General features: G+C 63.2%; 15 protein-coding genes. 11 read left to right on the forward strand and 4 right to left on the reverse strand.

Features of this window, described 5'->3' with window-relative positions; all coding sequences use genetic code 11:
* Positions 1-93: 93 nt before the first annotated feature.
* Both EAO39_RS01820 and EAO39_RS01825 read right to left on the reverse strand, forming a co-directional pair.
* Positions 94-1,170, reverse strand: a complete 1,077-nt coding sequence (locus EAO39_RS01820) for a nitronate monooxygenase (protein WP_120965688.1) — start codon at positions 1,168-1,170, stop codon at positions 94-96.
* 16 nt (positions 1,171-1,186) lie between these two features.
* On the reverse strand, positions 1,187-2,371 hold the full coding sequence (locus EAO39_RS01825; protein WP_120965690.1) for a YbfB/YjiJ family MFS transporter: 1,185 nt from the start codon (positions 2,369-2,371) through the stop codon (positions 1,187-1,189).
* A 108-nt stretch (positions 2,372-2,479) separates the two neighbouring features.
* Between EAO39_RS01825 and EAO39_RS01830 the strand changes: the two genes are divergently transcribed.
* From EAO39_RS01830 to EAO39_RS01840, 3 genes are all read left to right on the forward strand, one after another.
* Entirely contained in the window at positions 2,480-3,364 is an 885-nt protein-coding gene (locus EAO39_RS01830; RefSeq protein ID WP_120965692.1) for a LysR family transcriptional regulator, read from the forward strand.
* 67 nt (positions 3,365-3,431) lie between these two features.
* Positions 3,432-3,704, forward strand: coding sequence for a hypothetical protein (locus EAO39_RS01835; RefSeq protein ID WP_120965694.1), 273 nt, complete (start codon positions 3,432-3,434; stop codon positions 3,702-3,704).
* Positions 3,694-4,860, forward strand: a complete 1,167-nt coding sequence (locus tag EAO39_RS01840) for a low temperature requirement protein A (RefSeq protein WP_120965696.1) — start codon at positions 3,694-3,696, stop codon at positions 4,858-4,860. The genes EAO39_RS01835 and EAO39_RS01840 overlap by 11 nt, the downstream gene beginning before the upstream one ends.
* Here the strand turns inward: EAO39_RS01840 and EAO39_RS01845 are convergent.
* Together EAO39_RS01845 and EAO39_RS01850 are read right to left on the reverse strand one after the other, a co-directional pair.
* Positions 4,857-6,413 carry a YifB family Mg chelatase-like AAA ATPase gene (locus EAO39_RS01845; protein ID WP_120965698.1) on the reverse strand — a complete coding sequence of 519 codons (1,557 nt, stop codon included), beginning with the start codon at positions 6,411-6,413 and terminating at the stop codon, positions 4,857-4,859. The two genes, EAO39_RS01840 and EAO39_RS01845, sit on opposite strands and share 4 nt — an antisense overlap.
* A gap of 87 nt (positions 6,414-6,500) precedes the next feature.
* Positions 6,501-7,049 (reverse strand): MarR family transcriptional regulator, encoded by a 549-nt coding sequence (locus EAO39_RS01850; RefSeq protein ID WP_120965700.1) that lies wholly within the window; start codon positions 7,047-7,049, stop codon positions 6,501-6,503.
* A gap of 92 nt (positions 7,050-7,141) precedes the next feature.
* On the opposite strand from EAO39_RS01850, the gene EAO39_RS01855 reads away from it, so the two are divergent.
* The 8 genes from EAO39_RS01855 to glcF all read left to right on the forward strand — a co-directional run bounded on the left by EAO39_RS01855 (position 7,142) and on the right by glcF (position 16,297).
* A complete protein-coding gene (locus EAO39_RS01855; protein ID WP_120965702.1) occupies positions 7,142-8,128 on the forward strand; it encodes a tripartite tricarboxylate transporter substrate binding protein in 987 nt (328 codons plus the stop codon).
* A gap of 129 nt (positions 8,129-8,257) precedes the next feature.
* Positions 8,258-9,250 (forward strand): Bug family tripartite tricarboxylate transporter substrate binding protein, encoded by a 993-nt coding sequence (locus EAO39_RS01860; protein WP_120965704.1) that lies wholly within the window; start codon positions 8,258-8,260, stop codon positions 9,248-9,250.
* Positions 9,251-9,499: 249 nt separating this feature from the next.
* The gene (locus tag EAO39_RS01865) at positions 9,500-10,828 is read left to right on the forward strand and encodes a sulfatase-like hydrolase/transferase (protein WP_120970580.1); all 1,329 of its coding nucleotides are present in this window, start codon (positions 9,500-9,502) and stop codon (positions 10,826-10,828) included.
* 377 nt (positions 10,829-11,205) lie between these two features.
* Entirely contained in the window at positions 11,206-11,958 is a 753-nt protein-coding gene (locus EAO39_RS01870; protein WP_120965706.1) for a TorF family putative porin, read from the forward strand.
* Positions 11,959-11,975: 17 nt separating this feature from the next.
* Positions 11,976-12,314 (forward strand): P-II family nitrogen regulator, encoded by a 339-nt coding sequence (locus tag EAO39_RS01875; RefSeq protein ID WP_120965708.1) that lies wholly within the window; start codon positions 11,976-11,978, stop codon positions 12,312-12,314.
* A gap of 41 nt (positions 12,315-12,355) precedes the next feature.
* A complete protein-coding gene (gene amt / locus EAO39_RS01880) occupies positions 12,356-13,720 on the forward strand; it encodes an ammonium transporter (protein ID WP_120965710.1) in 1,365 nt (454 codons plus the stop codon).
* A 142-nt stretch (positions 13,721-13,862) separates the two neighbouring features.
* Positions 13,863-15,017, forward strand: a complete 1,155-nt coding sequence (gene glcE / locus EAO39_RS01885; protein ID WP_120970582.1) for a glycolate oxidase subunit GlcE — start codon at positions 13,863-13,865, stop codon at positions 15,015-15,017.
* A 17-nt stretch (positions 15,018-15,034) separates the two neighbouring features.
* Positions 15,035-16,297, forward strand: coding sequence for a glycolate oxidase subunit GlcF (gene glcF, locus EAO39_RS01890; RefSeq protein ID WP_120965712.1), 1,263 nt, complete (start codon positions 15,035-15,037; stop codon positions 16,295-16,297).
* The last annotated feature ends 63 nt before the right edge of the window (positions 16,298-16,360 follow it).

Below are 16,360 nucleotides of genomic sequence, written 5' to 3' on the forward strand. Positions count from 1 at the left end.
GGATGGATTTTCAAGCGAAGCAGCCTTGAGTCGAATCAATGAAAGCGCTTGTTGCTATGGATTGTGAAGTCGCTTCAAGCGCAGTCTGCCCTGCTAAACCGTCGGAGATTTCAGGGCCTGGGCCAGCTCCTGCGCCAAGGTATGCACCAACTCGGCGGCAGGCATGGCGCGGGCCAGAGCTGCGCCTTGTCCGGCCCAGTGGGCGGCATAGTCGCTGCTGCCTTGAGCGCTGGCCGCCTGGTGCAGGGCTTTGCCGGCGTCATAGACCATGGGGTAGGCCGGCAGGGGCTGGCCATAGTCAAGGCCCAACTGGTGCAGGCGGTTGAACATGCCGCGTGCGGGGCGGCCCGAAATGGCGGGAGTGATGCCGGTGTGCAGCGCTTTTTCGCTTTGCAGCTCGGCCCGGTAGGCGGGGCTGGCGGCGGATTCGGGGCAGAGGATGAAAGCCGTACCCATTTGCACGGCGCAAGCGCCTAGCTGCAATGCGGCGGCAATGCCATTTCCATCCATGATGCCGCCGGCGGCCACCACGGGCAGGCTGCATTCGCGCGCCAGCAGGCGCACCAGGGCCATCGTGCCCAGCAGCAGATCTGTTTCGGGCACAAAGGCGCCGCGGTGGCCGCCGGCTTCCATGCCCTGGGCCACGATGACATCCACGCCGGCCTGTTCGATCTGCCGGGCTTCAGCCAGGCTGGTGGCACATGCCAGCGTGACGATGCCTGAGGCGCGCAAGGCATCGATAAAGCTTTGCTCGGGCAGGCCGAAATGAAAGCTGACCACCGCAGGGCGCAGCTGAAGCACCATGGCTTGCAGCGCGGTGTTGCCCAGCGCCGATTCGTAAATGCAGCGCAGGCCGGCTGGCGGCTGTGCGCCGAAGCGGGCAAATTCTGGCGCCAGATAGTGCAGCCATGCCGCTTCCCGTTGGGCATCGGCCGTGGGCTGCTGGTGGCAGAACAGATTCACGTTCAAGGCACGCGAACTCAGTGCCTGTGTCTGGGCAATATGTTGGTGGGCCTGCTCCAACCCATAGGCCCCAATGCCCACCGAGCCCAGAGCTCCGACGTTGCTGACGGCGGCGGCCAGCTGCGGCGTGGAGGTGCCGGCCATGGGGGCTTGAATAAGGGGATGCTGCAGACCCAGGCGGGTCATCCAGGGGGCGGAATTTGTCATAGGAGGAGGCGGGCAATCAGGAACGAAGAGTCTGCGCCGAGCGGCTGCCGGCCACCAGCAGCGCGCCCAGCAGCAGTGCGGCGCAACCCAGCACAAACAGCTGGCGGTAGCTGCCCGTGCTGGCGTAGATAAAAGCCATGAGATAGCCCGACGTGGCTTGCAGCAGCGCAAACGCGGCCGTGGCATAGCCCCACATTTTCTTGTGTTGGGCCGGGCCAATCAGCTGCATCAGATAGCCCGAGGTGATGGCAGCCATGCCGGGCGACAGGGCGCCGACCAGAAAGCCCGAGATCGCATGGCCGGCAAACCCGGCCCAGACCAGGGGCAAGCCAATGGCTACGGCCTTGAGGGCATAAGCTCCCGTGGTTGTGCCCCACCAGCCCCAGCGCGTGGCGCAAAAGGCGGCACACAAAGGCCCGGCAATGGCGCCCAGGCTGAAAAAAGCCCATTGGGTGGCGGCATAGGCTGAGCCCTGCTGCAACTCGCGATCCAGATAGTCCACCCAGAACACGGTATGGGGCACAAAGCCGAAAGCATCGCAGGTATAGGCCAGAAAAACCAGGATCACGGCCATGCTCCACAGCGAGGTGGGCGGTGCAGCGGCCGTATGCGTGGGCGTGATGGCCACCGGTGCGGGCACGTGGATCTGGCGGGCGCAGCGCCAACCGGTCCACAGCGCCAGCACGCACAAGGCCGTCAGTGCCCACCAAACGGCGCTGAGGCTGAGGCGCGCAAACACCGGCCCCAGAGTGGCGGCCAACAAGGCTCCCACACCGATGCCGCAAAACATCAGCGGCCCCAGCGTGGCACGGCGCTGGGACATGGCGGCGGACATGGCGACCGAGGGGCCCAGCACCATCAGCGTGGCTCCGGCAATGCCCGAAATCAGCCGCCAGACAAAGAACACCGCCATGGGCTGGGGCAGGCTGCAGCCGGCAAAGCTCAGCGCCACGGCAATCCAGCAGATCAGCAGCACGCGCACCGCGCCCATGCGTTCGGCCCAGGGGGCGGCGGCCAGGGCGCCAATCAGATAGCCCAGCAGATTGGCGGCGCCCAGATAGGCCACCTGCTCGCCGTTGAACCAGCCCGCATGCACCATTTGCGGCATCAGCGCCGTATAGGCAAAACGGGCCAGACCCACGCCGCTGAGCGTGGCCATGAAGCCGGTCCAGAAAAGAGGCCATTCCTTGGGTTGAATCACGGGTCGTTTCTCTTGCAGTGAGGACTCAAGCCTAAGCGCAGTGGTGTAATCATGTCCAATGATTCAAAATGATTGTTGATATCGTTTTATGAGATTTTGTAGCGCACCATGCAACTCAAATCCCTGCGCATGTTCGACGCCGTCTGCCTCAGCGGCAGTTTCGGGGCTGCCGCCCAGCAGCTGCACACCGTGCAGTCCAATGTCACGGCCCACATCAAAAAGCTGGAAGACGAAGTAGGCGCGCAATTGCTGATGCGTGCCAATCCCGTTTTTCCCACCCCGGCGGGACGCACTCTGCTGCAGTATGCACAGCAGATGCTGCATGCCCATGATCAGGCGCTGGCCCAGTTGCAGTCGCGCCAGCTCGATGCCGGCCAGGCCAAGGGCAGGCTGCGCATAGGCTCGATGGAAACCACGGCCGCGCTGCGGCTGCCAACGTTGCTGACCCAGCTGCGCAAGCAGCATCCGGGCATCGATCTGGAGCTGGATGCCCAGCCCACGGCAGCCTTGCTGACCGAGCTGACGGCCGGGCGCATCGACTGTGCTTTTGTCAATGGTGCAGCTCCCCAGCCCGAGCTGCATTCCTGGCCGGTGTTCAGGGAGGAGCTGGTGCTGGTCAGCGGCCAGCCGTTCACGCGTTTTCCCACGGCCGAGGAGTTCTGCTCTTCGGTGTTTCTGGCTTTCAGGCAGGGCTGCAGCTATCGCCAGCGCATCGAGCTGTTGATGGCTTCGCAAGGCGTGGCAGCGGTGCGCATCATGGAGCTGGGCATGCTGGACACCATCCTGGGCTGCGTGGCCGCAGGCATGGGCTATGCGCTGCTTTCACGCGCTCTGGTGGAGGCGCAGCAACAGCGCTTTGCCGTGCACTGCATGGACTTGCCGCAGGAGCTGGCCTGGGTCGACACCTACTTTGTCACGGGCGGCACAGCAGGATGGTCGCCGGCCTTGTTTGCTTTTGCGAAAGTGTTGGGGATTGACAGCACTGCCGCATGAAACTTTGGGCGGACGGCACTTCCCAAGAATAATAGCCAGCAGCAATCACTTTGCGGAGGGCGATGCAATGCATGTTCTATTGGTGATGACCGGTGGTGTCTTGCAGTTGGCGGTCTTTGTGCTGTTCGGCTGGTTGTGGGGCGGCAGCAGCGCTGCCATGGCGTCGGCTGCCAGGTGGTTCATCCCGCTTTGGTGCCTGGTCGCTGCCGCCAATATGTGGGTCGGCGTGGCCCATGCCGGCTATACGGCAAGGCAGGAGTTTCCTATCCTGCTGCTCAATATTGCAGTGCCTGCGGTCATTGCTGCGCTGCTGGCCTGGAGGCTTTCCCATGGCAGCTAAGTCTCCATCGGCCGGCACCGTAGAGGTGCTGCGCCAGCGTGACGGGCATCACGCCAAAGTCACTTTTGAAGAGCTGTTCTTCGATCTGGTCTATGTATTCGCGGTGACGCAGATCAGCCATGAGTTGCTGCACAACCTGACGCTCAAGGGCTTGCTTGAAACGCTGGTGCTCTGGTTTGCCGTCTGGCTGGGCTGGCAATACACCTGCTGGGTCACCAACTGGTTGAATCCGGAGACCCCGCGCGTACGCGGCCTGCTGTTCGTCACCATGCTGCTGGCCCTGGTCATGGCGTCCAGCCTTCCCCAGGCATTCGGCTCGCGCGGCCTGGTCTTTGCCGTGGCCTATGTCTGCATGCAGGTGGGGAGAACCGCGCTGGTGCTGTGGATGCTGCCCAGGAGCAGCGCCCTGCGGCAGAACTATGCGCGCATGCTGGGATGGCTGGTGATCTCGGCCGGTTTCTGGATTGCGGGCGGTCTGGCGGAGCACGAGTGGCGCATTGTCTTGTGGATAGTGGCCGCACTTTGCGAGTATGTCTCTCCCATGTGGGGTTTTGCACTGCCGGGTCTGGGTCGCTCCTCTACCCGGGACTGGACTATCGAAGGCGCTCATCTGGCCGAGCGCTGCCAGCTTTTCGTGATCGTGGCGCTGGGGGAAACCTTGCTGGCCAGCGGGGCCATGTTCGCCGATGGCGAGTGGAATACGGCCGTGATTTCGGCACTGCTGGCCACGTTTCTGGGAACGTTGGCGCTCTGGTGGCTTTATTTCGGTACGGCCAGCAAGGATGCGACCGAGCTGATCGTCAAATCCAGCGATCCGGGGCGCGTCGGAGCCTACTTCCACTACATCCATGCGGTGCTGGTGGCCGGCATTATCGGCAGTGCCGTGGCCAATGACCTGATCATGGCCCACCCGCATGAGGCGATGAAACCCGCTTATGCGGCTGTTCTGGTAGGCGGGCCTGCTGTCTACCTTTTGGGCAGCGCCATCTACAAGAACGTGGTGTACGGCAGGATTCCCCTGTCGCATGTGCTTGGCGCGGCCGTGCTGCTGGTGCTGGTCCCTTTGTCCTTTGGCTTGGATCTGCTGACCACCGGCTGGTTGACTACGCTGGTGCTGTTGGCCGTGGCTTGGTGGGATCTGCGCCCAAAGCGCTAACCGAGGACCAGGGACTGCATGAGTGCCCGGCGGTATTGCAGTGCCTCGGCCACATGGGCCTGGCTGATGGTGTCGGCGTCGGCCAGATCGGCAATGGTGCGCGCCACCTTCAGCGCCCGGTGCGTGCCGCGGGCCGACCAGCCCAGGCGTGTGGCCGCCTTGTGGGCAAAGGCCAGGGCTTCGGGCGTGAGCTGCAGGTGGGCATCGAGTTGCGCGCCCTGCAGCAAATGGTTGGGCATGGCCTGGCGTTGCAAAGCCTTGCTGCGCGCCGCCGTGACGCGGGCCTGGACGGTGCGACTGTCGTCGCCCTCGGGCGCGGCCAGCAATTCCTCGGGCGGCAAGGCGGCCACTTCCACATGCAGATCAATGCGATCTAGCAGGGGGCCGCTGATGCGCGACTGATAGCGCGCGACCTGATCGGGCGTGCAGCGGCAGGCGCGCAGGCGCGAGCCCCAGTAGCCACAGGGACAGGGGTTCATGGCGGCCACCAACTGAAAGCGGGCCGGAAACTCCGCACGCTGTGCGGCGCGCACGATGGTGATGCGCCCGGTCTCTAGCGGTTCGCGCAGTGCTTCCAGGGCACTGCGCTGAAATTCGGGCAGTTCATCCAAGAACAGGGCGCCACAATGCGCGTAAGAAATTTCGCCCGGTCTGGGGGGCGAGCCGCCGCCGACCAGCGCCACCGAGCTGGCCGTGTGGTGTGGCGCAGCAAACGGGCGCTGCCGCCACTGGGCCGGTGTGAAACGGCCGCTGAGGCTGGCAATGGCAGCCGCTTCCAGCGCTTCTTCATCCGTCATGGGCGGCAGCAAGGCAGCAAAGCGCTGGGCCAGCATGGATTTCCCAGAGCCTGGCGGGCCTACCATCAAGACGCCATGTGCGCCAGCTGCTGCAATTGCGAGAGCGCGCTTGGCCTGGGCCTGGCCGCGTACTTCGCGCAGATCCAGAGTCTGAGGGGCGGCCACGGCCTCGGTGGGGGCCATGCGCTGCCAGCCTGGCTCTTGCGCCAGCTCCGGGTCGCCCTCCTCAGGCGCCGCATGGGCCATGAACTGCCGTGCCACATCCAGCAGATGCCGGGCGCAGAACACTTCGGTGCCGGCGACAAAAGCCGCTTCCTGGGCGCTCTCGGGCGGCAGCACCAAGCGCGTGTGCTGCTGCTGGCGCTGCAGGGCCAGCGCCGTGGCCAGGGCACCGCGCACGGGGCGCAGCGCGCCGGTCAGGGATAGCTCGCCCGCAAACTCATAGTCGGCCAGGCGGCCGGCTTCAATCTGCCCGCTGGCGGCCAGAATGCCCAGGGCAATCGGCAAGTCAAATCGTCCTGAATCCTTGGGCAGGTCGGCGGGCGCCAGATTGACGGTTGGGCGCTGGTTATTGGGAAATTCCAGCCCTGCATTGAGTATGGCGGCCCGCACGCGCTCGCGGGCTTCCTTGACTTCCACATCGGCCAGACCTACCAGCGTGAACGAGGGCAGACCGTTGGCCAGATGCACTTCCACCGTGACGCGCGGCGCCTGCAGGCCCAGCAAGGCACGACTCTGAACTAAGGCAAGTCCCATAAGTCCCTCGATCCGCATTGAAGGCCCTAGGGTAGGCGCAAGCCTTGCACACAGGCAAGAGGGTGAGTGCAGAGGGAGCGCAAACCGTCAGCGCGCTGTGTCGTCTCGCGGCGGCGGCCGTGGCGTCAAGCGCCCGCGTCTACGCTCCGCCTTGGGGAAGTCGCCTTGCTGCTGCATCAGGGCGGCCCGCGCCCCTATGCGGGTAAACATCTGCGACAGCAGCTGCAGCTCGGCATCGCTGATGTCGCCGAGCAGCTCCTGATTGATCTGCCGTACCTGGGGAAACAACTGGGCGTGCAGAGCCAGACCGGCGGCCGACAGCTGTACCAGCGCCTGGCGTCCGTCTCCGGCAATGCCCTGCTTTTGCAGCAGGCCCTTGGCGATCAGGGTGGAGATGGTGCGCGAGGTGCGGGTACGGTCCAGCTGTGCATGTTCTGCCAGCTGTGAAGGCTGCATAGGCCCTTGGTCGGCCAACAGACCTATGAGTCGCCATTCACGCCGGGTGATGCCAAAACCTCCCTCGCACATGCGTACCACCATGGAGCCTGCCGAGCTCATCAGCCGTGCCAGGTGATAGAGAAACAAGTCGTCCAGCTTGGATGCTTGCCGCCATGGGTGGCTTGGTTCCTTGGGCATGAGGCTCTGTGGGTTTTCTCTAGGGATGATGGATTAGATTCATTATCCAGGCACTGCTTACAGTGGCTCCAAAGACATCTACAGGAGACACCATGCCTTGCTTTCGTATGACCCGTCGCGCCTTGGGAATGCTGGGAGCAGCGAGTTTGCTGGCCGCTCAATGGGGGGCAGTGGCCCATGCCTCCGATGCCTGGCCTGCCAAGCCCATACGCATCATCGTGCCCAACCCGCCCGCCGGCCCTTCCGACATCGCCATTCGTCCCCTGGCTGCGGCGGTGCAAAAAGTGCTGGGCCAGCCGGTGATTGTGGAAAACAAGCCCGGCGCCAACGGCAATATCGGCGCAGCCGAAGTCGCCCGGGCCCCGGCCGACGGCTACACCTGGTTCTGGGCCATGGACCCGGTGCTCACGGTCAACAAGCACATCTACAAGAACCAGGGCTATGCCGGTGACGCGATCGTGGTGCTTAATGCGGCGGCCCGGTTCTCGCAGACACTGATTTGCAACCCCGCCCTGGGCTTCAAGTCCGTCAAGGACATGGTGGACGCTACTCGTACCCGGGAGCTGACCTATGCCACCGGCGGCGCCGGCTCGCCCGGTCATCTGGTGATGGAGTCCTTGCTTTCCGCCACGGGTACAAAAATGGTGCATGTTCCTTACAAGGGCCCGGCGCCCGCCATGCAGGATCTCATGGGCGGTCAGGTCGACTGCGGCTTTCTGGCTGCGCCCACGGTGCTGCCCCAGATCCAGAGCGGCCGCGTGACGGCGCTGGCCACTTCGGGCAAGACGCGCTCTGCGCTACTGCCCCAGCTACCCACGATTGCCGAATCCGGCTATCCGGAGTTTGACGGCACGTTCTGGCTCTTGCTGGCCGCGCCCAAGGGGGTTCCGCCCGAGATCCAGAAGCGCTTTCTGGATGCCATGGCCCAGGCCATTCGCTCGCCTGGGCAGCAGGAAAAGGTCAAGTCCGTGGACATAGAGATGGTGGGCAGCACGCCCGAGCAGGCGCAGCAGAAAGCCAGGGAGCTGTCGGACAAATGGGGCGCTCTGGTGCGCAAGATCAAGCTCACGGCGGAGTAGGGCGATGAACGAAAACGGCATGAAAAAGCTCACCGGTACCGCCCGCCCGGCGCCTTACACTGCCAGTTTTGTTGATGAAGAATAACTTTTGCGCGAGCGGTTCGCCGTAAGGACAAGGAGATGGTCGCAATGCAAAGAAGAACCTTGGGCAAGTGGGCAATCGGTGCCGGGTTGGCTGCCGGTTTGCTGGGTACAGCTCTGGCGCAGGCGCAAGCCGTGGCGCCGCTGTTTCCGGGCAAGACGCCTTTGCGCATCGTGGTGGGCTACCCGCCCGGCGGTGCCACCGATCGCGTGGCCCGCATCGTGGCCGACAAGCTGCAGAGCAAGCTGGGCAGCCCCGTCATCGTGGAGAACAAGCCCGGTGCGGGCGGCCGTCTGTCGGCCCAGTACGTCAAGAACGCCCCTGCCGCACAGCCCGCGATTTTGCTGGCCAATCCTGCCGTGATGGTGGTGGCACCGCTGGTGTTTGCTGACTCCGGCTACGACCCCGAGAAGGACTTCAGGCCCATCAGCGAAGTCAACCGCTATGACTTCGGTCTGGCCGTTGCTAGCGCCGTGCCGGTCAAAGAGCTGTCTCATCTGTTTGCCTGGCTCAAGGCCAACCCGGAACGCGCCAATTTCGGCGTGCCTGCCACCGGCAGCCTGCCGCACTTTTTTGCGCTGATGCTGGGCGAGAGCGCCAAGGTTCCGGTCGAAGTCGTGGGCTACAAGGGCTCGGCTCCGCTGCTGACCGACCTGATGGGCGGTCAGGTGCCGATTGCCGTCGATACCCTGGACACCCAGATTGCCCAGCATGAAGCCGGCAAGCTGCGGATACTGGCCGTCTCCGGCGACAAGCGCAGCCCCATGGCGCCCGAGATTCCCACGCTCAAGGAACTGGGTGTGAGCCTGGTCGGCACCGGCTGGAACACCTTGTTTGCGCCGCAAAGCATGGCGCCGGCCACGGTGCAGCGCCTGTCCGAGTTGGTGCAGGAGGTGATGAAGGAGGCCGATACGCAGCAGAAATTTGCGGCTTCCAAGCTGGATCCTGTGGTCAGCAGCGCCCAGGAGACTGATCGCATGCTCAAGGCCTATCGTGCGCAATGGGCACCAGCGGTCAAACGTTCAGGCTTTAAGCCATGAGAGGCAATACCCCCTGAGGCGCTCCGCGCCTTCCCCCTGGAAGGGGGACGACGGCCTTTGCTGCGGGGCGGCCCTTGCCGGCCGTCTCGCGCTTGGGGCTTGCTAGTTGCAAGCGCCGCGCCAAGTGCCCGAGGTTTTAGGAGCATCAAATGCTTGGTTTGCTTTGGTTCAAGCATTAAAACTTCGTTGAATCAATTGATTGCAGGCGATAGCTGCTCCTGTTTTTGTGTCTTCTCTGTGATTTCTCCCATGACCGATTCCCGCCCCAATCTGATTTTTATCCTGGCCGATGACATAGGCTATGCCGACCTGGGTTGCACGGGTGCACGCGATGCGCACAGCAATGCCACCGATGTCTCGCCCCGCCTGGATGCCATGGCGCGTGAAGGCATGCGCTTTACCCGTGGCTACTCCAACTCGGCGGTGTGCTCGCCCACCCGCTTTGCGCTGGCCACGGGCCGCTGGCAGTACCGCTTGCGCGGCGCGGCCGAGGAGCCGATTGCCAGCGTGCACGGCGACAAGGTGCTGGGCCTGCCGCCAGACCACCCCACGGTGGCCTCGCTGCTCAAGGACGCCGGCTACGCCACGGCCCTGGTGGGCAAGTGGCATCTGGGCTACCCCCCGCATTTCGGCCCGCGCCTGTCGGGCTATGAAGAGTTCTACGGTTTTCACGCCGGCGGCAATGATTACTTTGCCCATTGCGACCCGCGCGGCCGCCCGGACTTCTGGATCAATGAAGAGCCGCACCAGGAAGACGGCTATCTGACCGACCTGCTGAGCCAGCGCGCCGTGGACTTTGTCGAGCGTCAGACGGCGGACAAGCCTTTCTTTCTGTCCCTGCACTACAGCGCACCGCACTGGCCCTGGCTGACCCGTGAGGACCGCGAGGAAGCCCAGCGTATTGCCGGCATTGGCAAGCACACGGACGGCGGCTCCATCGAAACCTACCAGCGCATGATTCACCACATGGATGAAGGCATTGGTTGGGTGCTGGATGCGCTGGAGAAAAAAGGCCTGAGTGAGAACACGCTGATCGTCTTTACCAGCGACAACGGTGGTGAGCGCTTCTCCAATAACTGGCCGTTTGTGGGCCAGAAGATGGACTTGCTGGAAGGCGGCATTCGCGTGCCTCTGGTAGCGCGCTGGCCCGAGCGCATTGCAGCCGGTGTCGTCAGCGATATGCCCAGTCTGACCATGGACTGGTCGGCCACCTTTTTGGCCGCAGCCGACGTGGCCGCGCATGCCGACTATCCGCTGGACGGCATCAGCCTGCTGCCGGTGATGAAGGACGCCAGCTGGAGCCCCGAGCGTGATCTGGCCTGGCGCATGAAGCACCGCGAGCAGCGGGCGTTGGTGCGTGGCGACTGGAAGTATCTGCAGGTGGAAGGCATTGAATACCTGTTCAATGTGAGCGCCGACCCACGCGAGCGCGCCAATCTGCGTGAGCGCGAGCCCGAAAAACTGGCCGAGCTGCGCCAGGCATGGCTGGACTGGAATGCGGCGCTGCCCGCCATTCCCGAAGAGGCCAAGGTGTCACTGGTGTTCACCAGAAACGAGCTGCCGCAAGCCAGTTACTGAAAGCGCCGTCCATCCGCGCCATCAAGCAGTCAGCTTTTGCTGCCAAGCCCGGGTGCCCAAGGCCTCGGGCTTTTTTGCGCCCTTGATTTGCACCAATTAAGTGCATTGAGCTCGTGCGAGGAGCCCAGCCTGCTTGCGCACCAAATTCGCGCATTGCCTGCGTGCCTCATCACAGGGCATGGCCAAGCCTGCGTTGGATGGCGCCCGTCGTCTATTGATTTTGATAGCTTGAAGCGCTTTTCGATCAAGGGCTGCATGGCACTTTCATACCAATAAATCGGTCAACAAACAGGCCGTATTGAAGTGCAACTCAATGTTGGCACGGTCTGTGCTTTTCACCGGTTAACACAAATTTTTTCAAACCGGAGGAAGCCAGAATGACCCGCATCGCTGTTAGCCGTTTCAAGACCTTCGCCAAGACTGCCGCATTGGCCTGCGTCGTTGCCGCCCCCATGTGGGCTCACGCACAACTCACTGCCAATGTGGCTTTGACCACCAACTACAAGTTCCGTGGTCAGGATCAGGACGCCAGCCGCACGCGCGCCGTCAAGCCTGCGCTGCAAGGCGGTTTTGACTATAGCTTCGGCGACAGCGGCTTCTACGTGGGCAACTGGAATTCCTCCGTGGACTGGCTGCCCGGCAACTCGCTGGAAACCGACTTCTACGGCGGCTACAAATTCAAGGCCGCTGATGTGGACTGGGATGTGGGCGCACTGACCTATGTGTACTCGGGCAACTCCAACGGCAACACCACGGAGATTTACGGTGCCGGTACCTACGGCCCTTTCACGGCCAAGTACTCGCACACCGTGTCCAAGGATTACTTCGGCTGGGCCGGTGCCAAGGCCGGTTCGGGTCTGAAGGGCCGCAACAGCGGTTATCTGCAGTTCTCCTACAGCCAGGAAGTGATGAGCAAGGTGACACTCAAAGCATCACTTGGTTACACACATTTCTCCAGCGACATCAAGAGCCTGGGTGTGCCCAACTACGTGGATTACAGCGTGGGCGGTGCCTATGACCTGGGCGACGGATTCTCTGTGGCTGCAGCTGTGGCTGGTGCCAACAAGAAAGCCTATTTTGGCGATGTAAACAAGGCGCGTCTGATCCTGACGCTGGCCAAGACTTTTTAATTTCTCAGGAGCCTGTCATGAAAATGGTGATTGCCATCATCAAACCCTTCAAGCTCGATGAAGTGCGTGAAGCACTGTCCCAGATCGGCGTGCAAGGTATCACGGTGACCGAAGTCAAGGGCTTCGGCCGTCAGAAGGGCCACACCGAGCTGTATCGCGGTGCCGAGTACGTGGTGGACTTCCTGCCCAAGCTCAAGATCGAGGCGGCCATTGCCGATGATCTGGTGGACGCGGCCATCGACGCCATTGAAGGCGCGGCGCGCACCGGCAAGATCGGCGACGGCAAGATTTTTGTGCAGGCGCTGGAGCAATCCATCCGTATCCGCACTGGCGAAACCGGCGACTCCGCCCTCTGAGCGCCGCAGCGTCTCAGGAATCATTTTTGAGAAAGATTGCCATGACCAAGAAGCTATTGAGTGCAGGCCTTGGATTGGGTCTGTTGGCAGCCAGCGCAGCCGTGTTTGCGCAGGACGGTGCCGCAGCTGCAGCAGCGCCTGCGGTGGTGGCCGCGGTCGAAGCTGCCGCCGTCGTAGAGGCCGTGCCTACCCTGAGCGCCGGTGATACCGCCTGGATGCTGACCTCCACCATGCTGGTGATCTTGATGATCATTCCCGGCCTGGCACTGTTCTACGGCGGCCTGGTGCGCTCCAAGAACATGCTGTCTGTGCTGGCGCAGGTGTTTGTCGTCTTTTCCTTGATCACCGTGCTGTGGGCCGTGTACGGCTATTCGCTGGCATTTGGTGGCGAAGGCAAGTTCTTCGCCAACTTCGACAAGCTGTTCCTGATGGGCATCACGCCGGACACGCTGTCCAGCGCGCTCAAGACCATCCCCGAGTATGTGTTCGTGGCCTTCCAGTCCACTTTCGCCGCCATCACCGTGGCGCTGATCGTGGGTGCGTTTGCCGAGCGCATCAAGTTCGCTGCCGTGATCGTGTTCTCCGTGCTGTGGTTCACCTTCAGCTACATCCCCATGGCCCACATGGTGTGGGGCGGCGGTCTGCTGGGTGCCGATGGCGCGCTGGACTTTGCCGGCGGCACCGTGGTGCACATCAACGCGGCCGTGGCCGGTTTGGTAGGTGCCTACATGCTGGGCAAGCGTATCGGTTTCGGCAAGGAGGCCCTGCCTCCGCACAGCCTGACGCTGACCATGGTGGGTGCCTCTTTGCTGTGGGTGGGCTGGTTCGGCTTCAACGCCGGCTCCGCCGGTGCCGCCAACGGCATTGCCGGCCTGGCCTTCATCAACACCATCCTGGCGACCGGCGCTGCCGCCATCTCCTGGATCGTGGCCGAAGCCCTGCTGCGCGGCAAAGCCTCCATGCTGGGTGCTGCTTCGGGTGCCGTGGCCGGTCTGGTGACCATTACGCCCGCTGCCGGTTTTGTCGGCCCAATGGGTTCCATCGTCATGGGCATCATTGCAGGCCCTTTGTGCTTCTGGGGCGTGTCCGGCCTCAAGCACATGCTCAAGGTTGACGATGTCTGCGACGTCTTCGGCGTCCACGGCGTGGGCGGTATCCTGGGTGCCATCCTGACCGGCGTGTTCTGCGCCAAGGGTCTGGGCGGTATCGAGCCCGAAGGCTACAACATGGCTCACCAAGTGTGGGTGCAGGTCGAGAGCGTGCTGGTGACCATCGTCTGGTCCGGTGTGGTGTCCTTTGTGGCCTACAAGATTGCTGCTCTGACCGTGGGTCTGCGTGTTTCCGAGGAAACCGAGCGCCAAGGTCTAGACATCAGCTCTCACGGGGAGGTTGCCTATACCCGCTAAGCCAAGCCTTTCGCTTTAGTTCAGTTTCATTACGTTGGCCCCGCAGTGCATGCTGCGGGGCCTTTTTTATTCATGCTCGCGTTTCAAAAAAATCAAAAGCGCAGCATGGTTCTATGGCGACCGCTGCCGCTACCATGCAGCCATGGATTCAGCCACCCGCCAAATCAACGCCCTTCAAGCCATCACCGAGCGCATACGCGCCGCTGCTGCCGACCAAACACCGTTGCGCATACGCGGCGGCGGTAGCAAGGACTTTTATGCCCATGCCCTGCAAGGCGAGCTGCTGGACATGCGAAGCCTGAGCGGCATCGTCAGCTACGAGCCCAGCGAGCTGGTCGTGACCGTGCGTGCCGGCACTGCGCTGGTCGAACTGGAAGCCGAGCTGGCTGGCCAAGGCCAGTGTCTGGCCTTCGAGCCGCCGCACTTCGGCCCCGGCAGCACCGTAGGCGGCATGGTGGCGGCCGGCCTTTCCGGCCCGTCGCGCGCCAGCGTAGGAGCGGTACGTGATTTCGTTCTGGGCCTGGAGATGATCAACGGGCGGGGCGAACTGCTGCGCTTTGGCGGCCAGGTAATGAAGAACGTGGCGGGCTATGACGTCTCGCGTCTGATGGCCGGCAGCTGGGGCACGCTGGGCGTGATCACCGAGGTCAGCCTCAAGGTCTTGCCCGTGGCCCCGGCTGAGGCCACGCTGCGCTTTGACGAGTGCAGCCAGCAGCAGGCACTGCAGTGGCTCAATCAATGGGGCGGCCAGCCGCTGCCGCTCAATGCCAGCAACTGGCTGCATGAGGCTGGCCAAGCGGGTGGCTCGCTGTATCTGCGCCTGCGCGGGGCCCAGGCTGCGGTGCAGGCTGCCTGCCTCAAGCTGGGCGGCGAGCGCCTGGACACCGATGCCGTAGCCGCCGACTGGTCAGCCAGCCGTGATCTGAGCCTGCCCTGGTTCGGTGCAAGGGCCGGCGATCACTGTCTGTGGCGCCTGTCCGTGCCTGCCACTACAGCACCGCTGCAACTGCCCGCAGGCTGCGTGGGCCCGCTGGTGGACTGGCTGGGCGCACAGCGCTGGGTGCAGGCGCCGCGCAGCGCTGCGGCGGCATTGCAGCAACTGGCCCAGTCTGTGGGTGGTTTTGCTTCTCTTTTCAGAGCTGAAAGCGCAGATCAAATAAGCGGTGTGGCCGACTTTGATGTGTTTGCGCAAGGCAGCGCGGCGGGGCGCACGGCGGCGCAGATTCATGCGCGGCTCAAGCAGGCTTTTGATCCGGCAGGTATTTTCAATGTGGGCCGTTTGTCGGCGAACTGGTAAGAACAAGGACTGAGCCCATGCAAACCAATCTCGCCCCCGAATTCCGTGCCACGCCCGAAGGCCAGGAAGCTGAAGCCATTCTGCGCAAATGCGTGCACTGCGGCTTTTGCACGGCCACATGCCCCACCTATCAAACCCTGGGCGATGAGCTGGACGGCCCGCGCGGCCGCATCTACCTGATCAAGCAGGTACTGGAAGGCCACAAGCCCACACGCGCCACGCAGCAGCATCTGGATCGCTGCCTGACTTGCCGCAACTGCGAATCCACCTGCCCCAGCGGCGTGCAGTACGGCCATCTGGTCGATATAGGTCGCAAGATTGTGGATGAGCAAGTTGAGCGCCCCTTGGGCGAGAAGCTGCAGCGCTGGGCCCTCAAGGAGGGCATGACGTCCTCGCTGTTTGCGCCCGCTCTGTCGTTAGGCCGTGCCGTGCGCGGCTTGCTGCCCGAGGCACTGGCCGAAAAAATTCCGCCGGCCCAGCAGGCCGGCCACTGGCCTACGCGGGAGCATCGCCGCAAGGTGCTGATGCTGGCCGGCTGCGTGCAACCGGCCATGATGCCGCGCATCAACTACGCCACAGCACGCGTGCTCGATGCGGCCGGCATTCAATCCGTGATTGCCGACAAGGCTGGTTGCTGCGGGGCGGTGAAATTTCACCTCAACGACCAGGAGGGCGGCAAGGCCCAGATGCGCGCCAATATCGATGCCTGGTGGCCGCTGGTCGCATGCGGCGAGGTGGAGGCGATCGTGATGAATGCCTCGGGCTGCGGCGTGACGGTCAAGGAATACGGCCATCTGCTCAAGCACGATGCGCAGTACGCGGAAAAAGCCGTGCGCATCAGCGCGCTGACCCGCGACTTGAGCGAGCTGTTGCCTGATTTGTTGCCCGAACTGGCGACCCGGTTGAAAGATCAGCTGGCAATACCCAAGGCGCCCGTGGCTTACCACCCGCCTTGCACGCTGCAGCACGGCCAGCAGCTGCGCGGCGGCGTGGAGAAGCATCTGCGCGAGCTGGGCTTCGATGTGCGCGTGGCCCGCACCGAGTCGCATCTGTGCTGCGGCTCGGCCGGGACCTATTCGGTGCTGCAGCCCGAAATCTCCCATCAGCTGCGCGACCGCAAGATCGCCGCACTGGATGAGCCTTTTGCCCCCGAAAAACCGGCCGCCATTCTCTCGGCCAATATGGGCTGTATCGTCCATCTGCAAAACGGCACGCAGGTGCCCGTCATGCACTGGATAGAGCTGATCGATGAGGCGCTGTCAGCCGCTGGAACCCGGTAACCCCAGGGCTCTTTGCACCCCCGTTTTGCACTGCAGTTTGCAATGCTGGCATGATTAGGGGTT

Origin of the sequence: Comamonas sp. lk (assembly GCF_900564145.1) — a bacterium.
In the GTDB taxonomy this organism is placed as follows: Bacteria; Pseudomonadota; Gammaproteobacteria; order Burkholderiales; family Burkholderiaceae_C; genus Comamonas.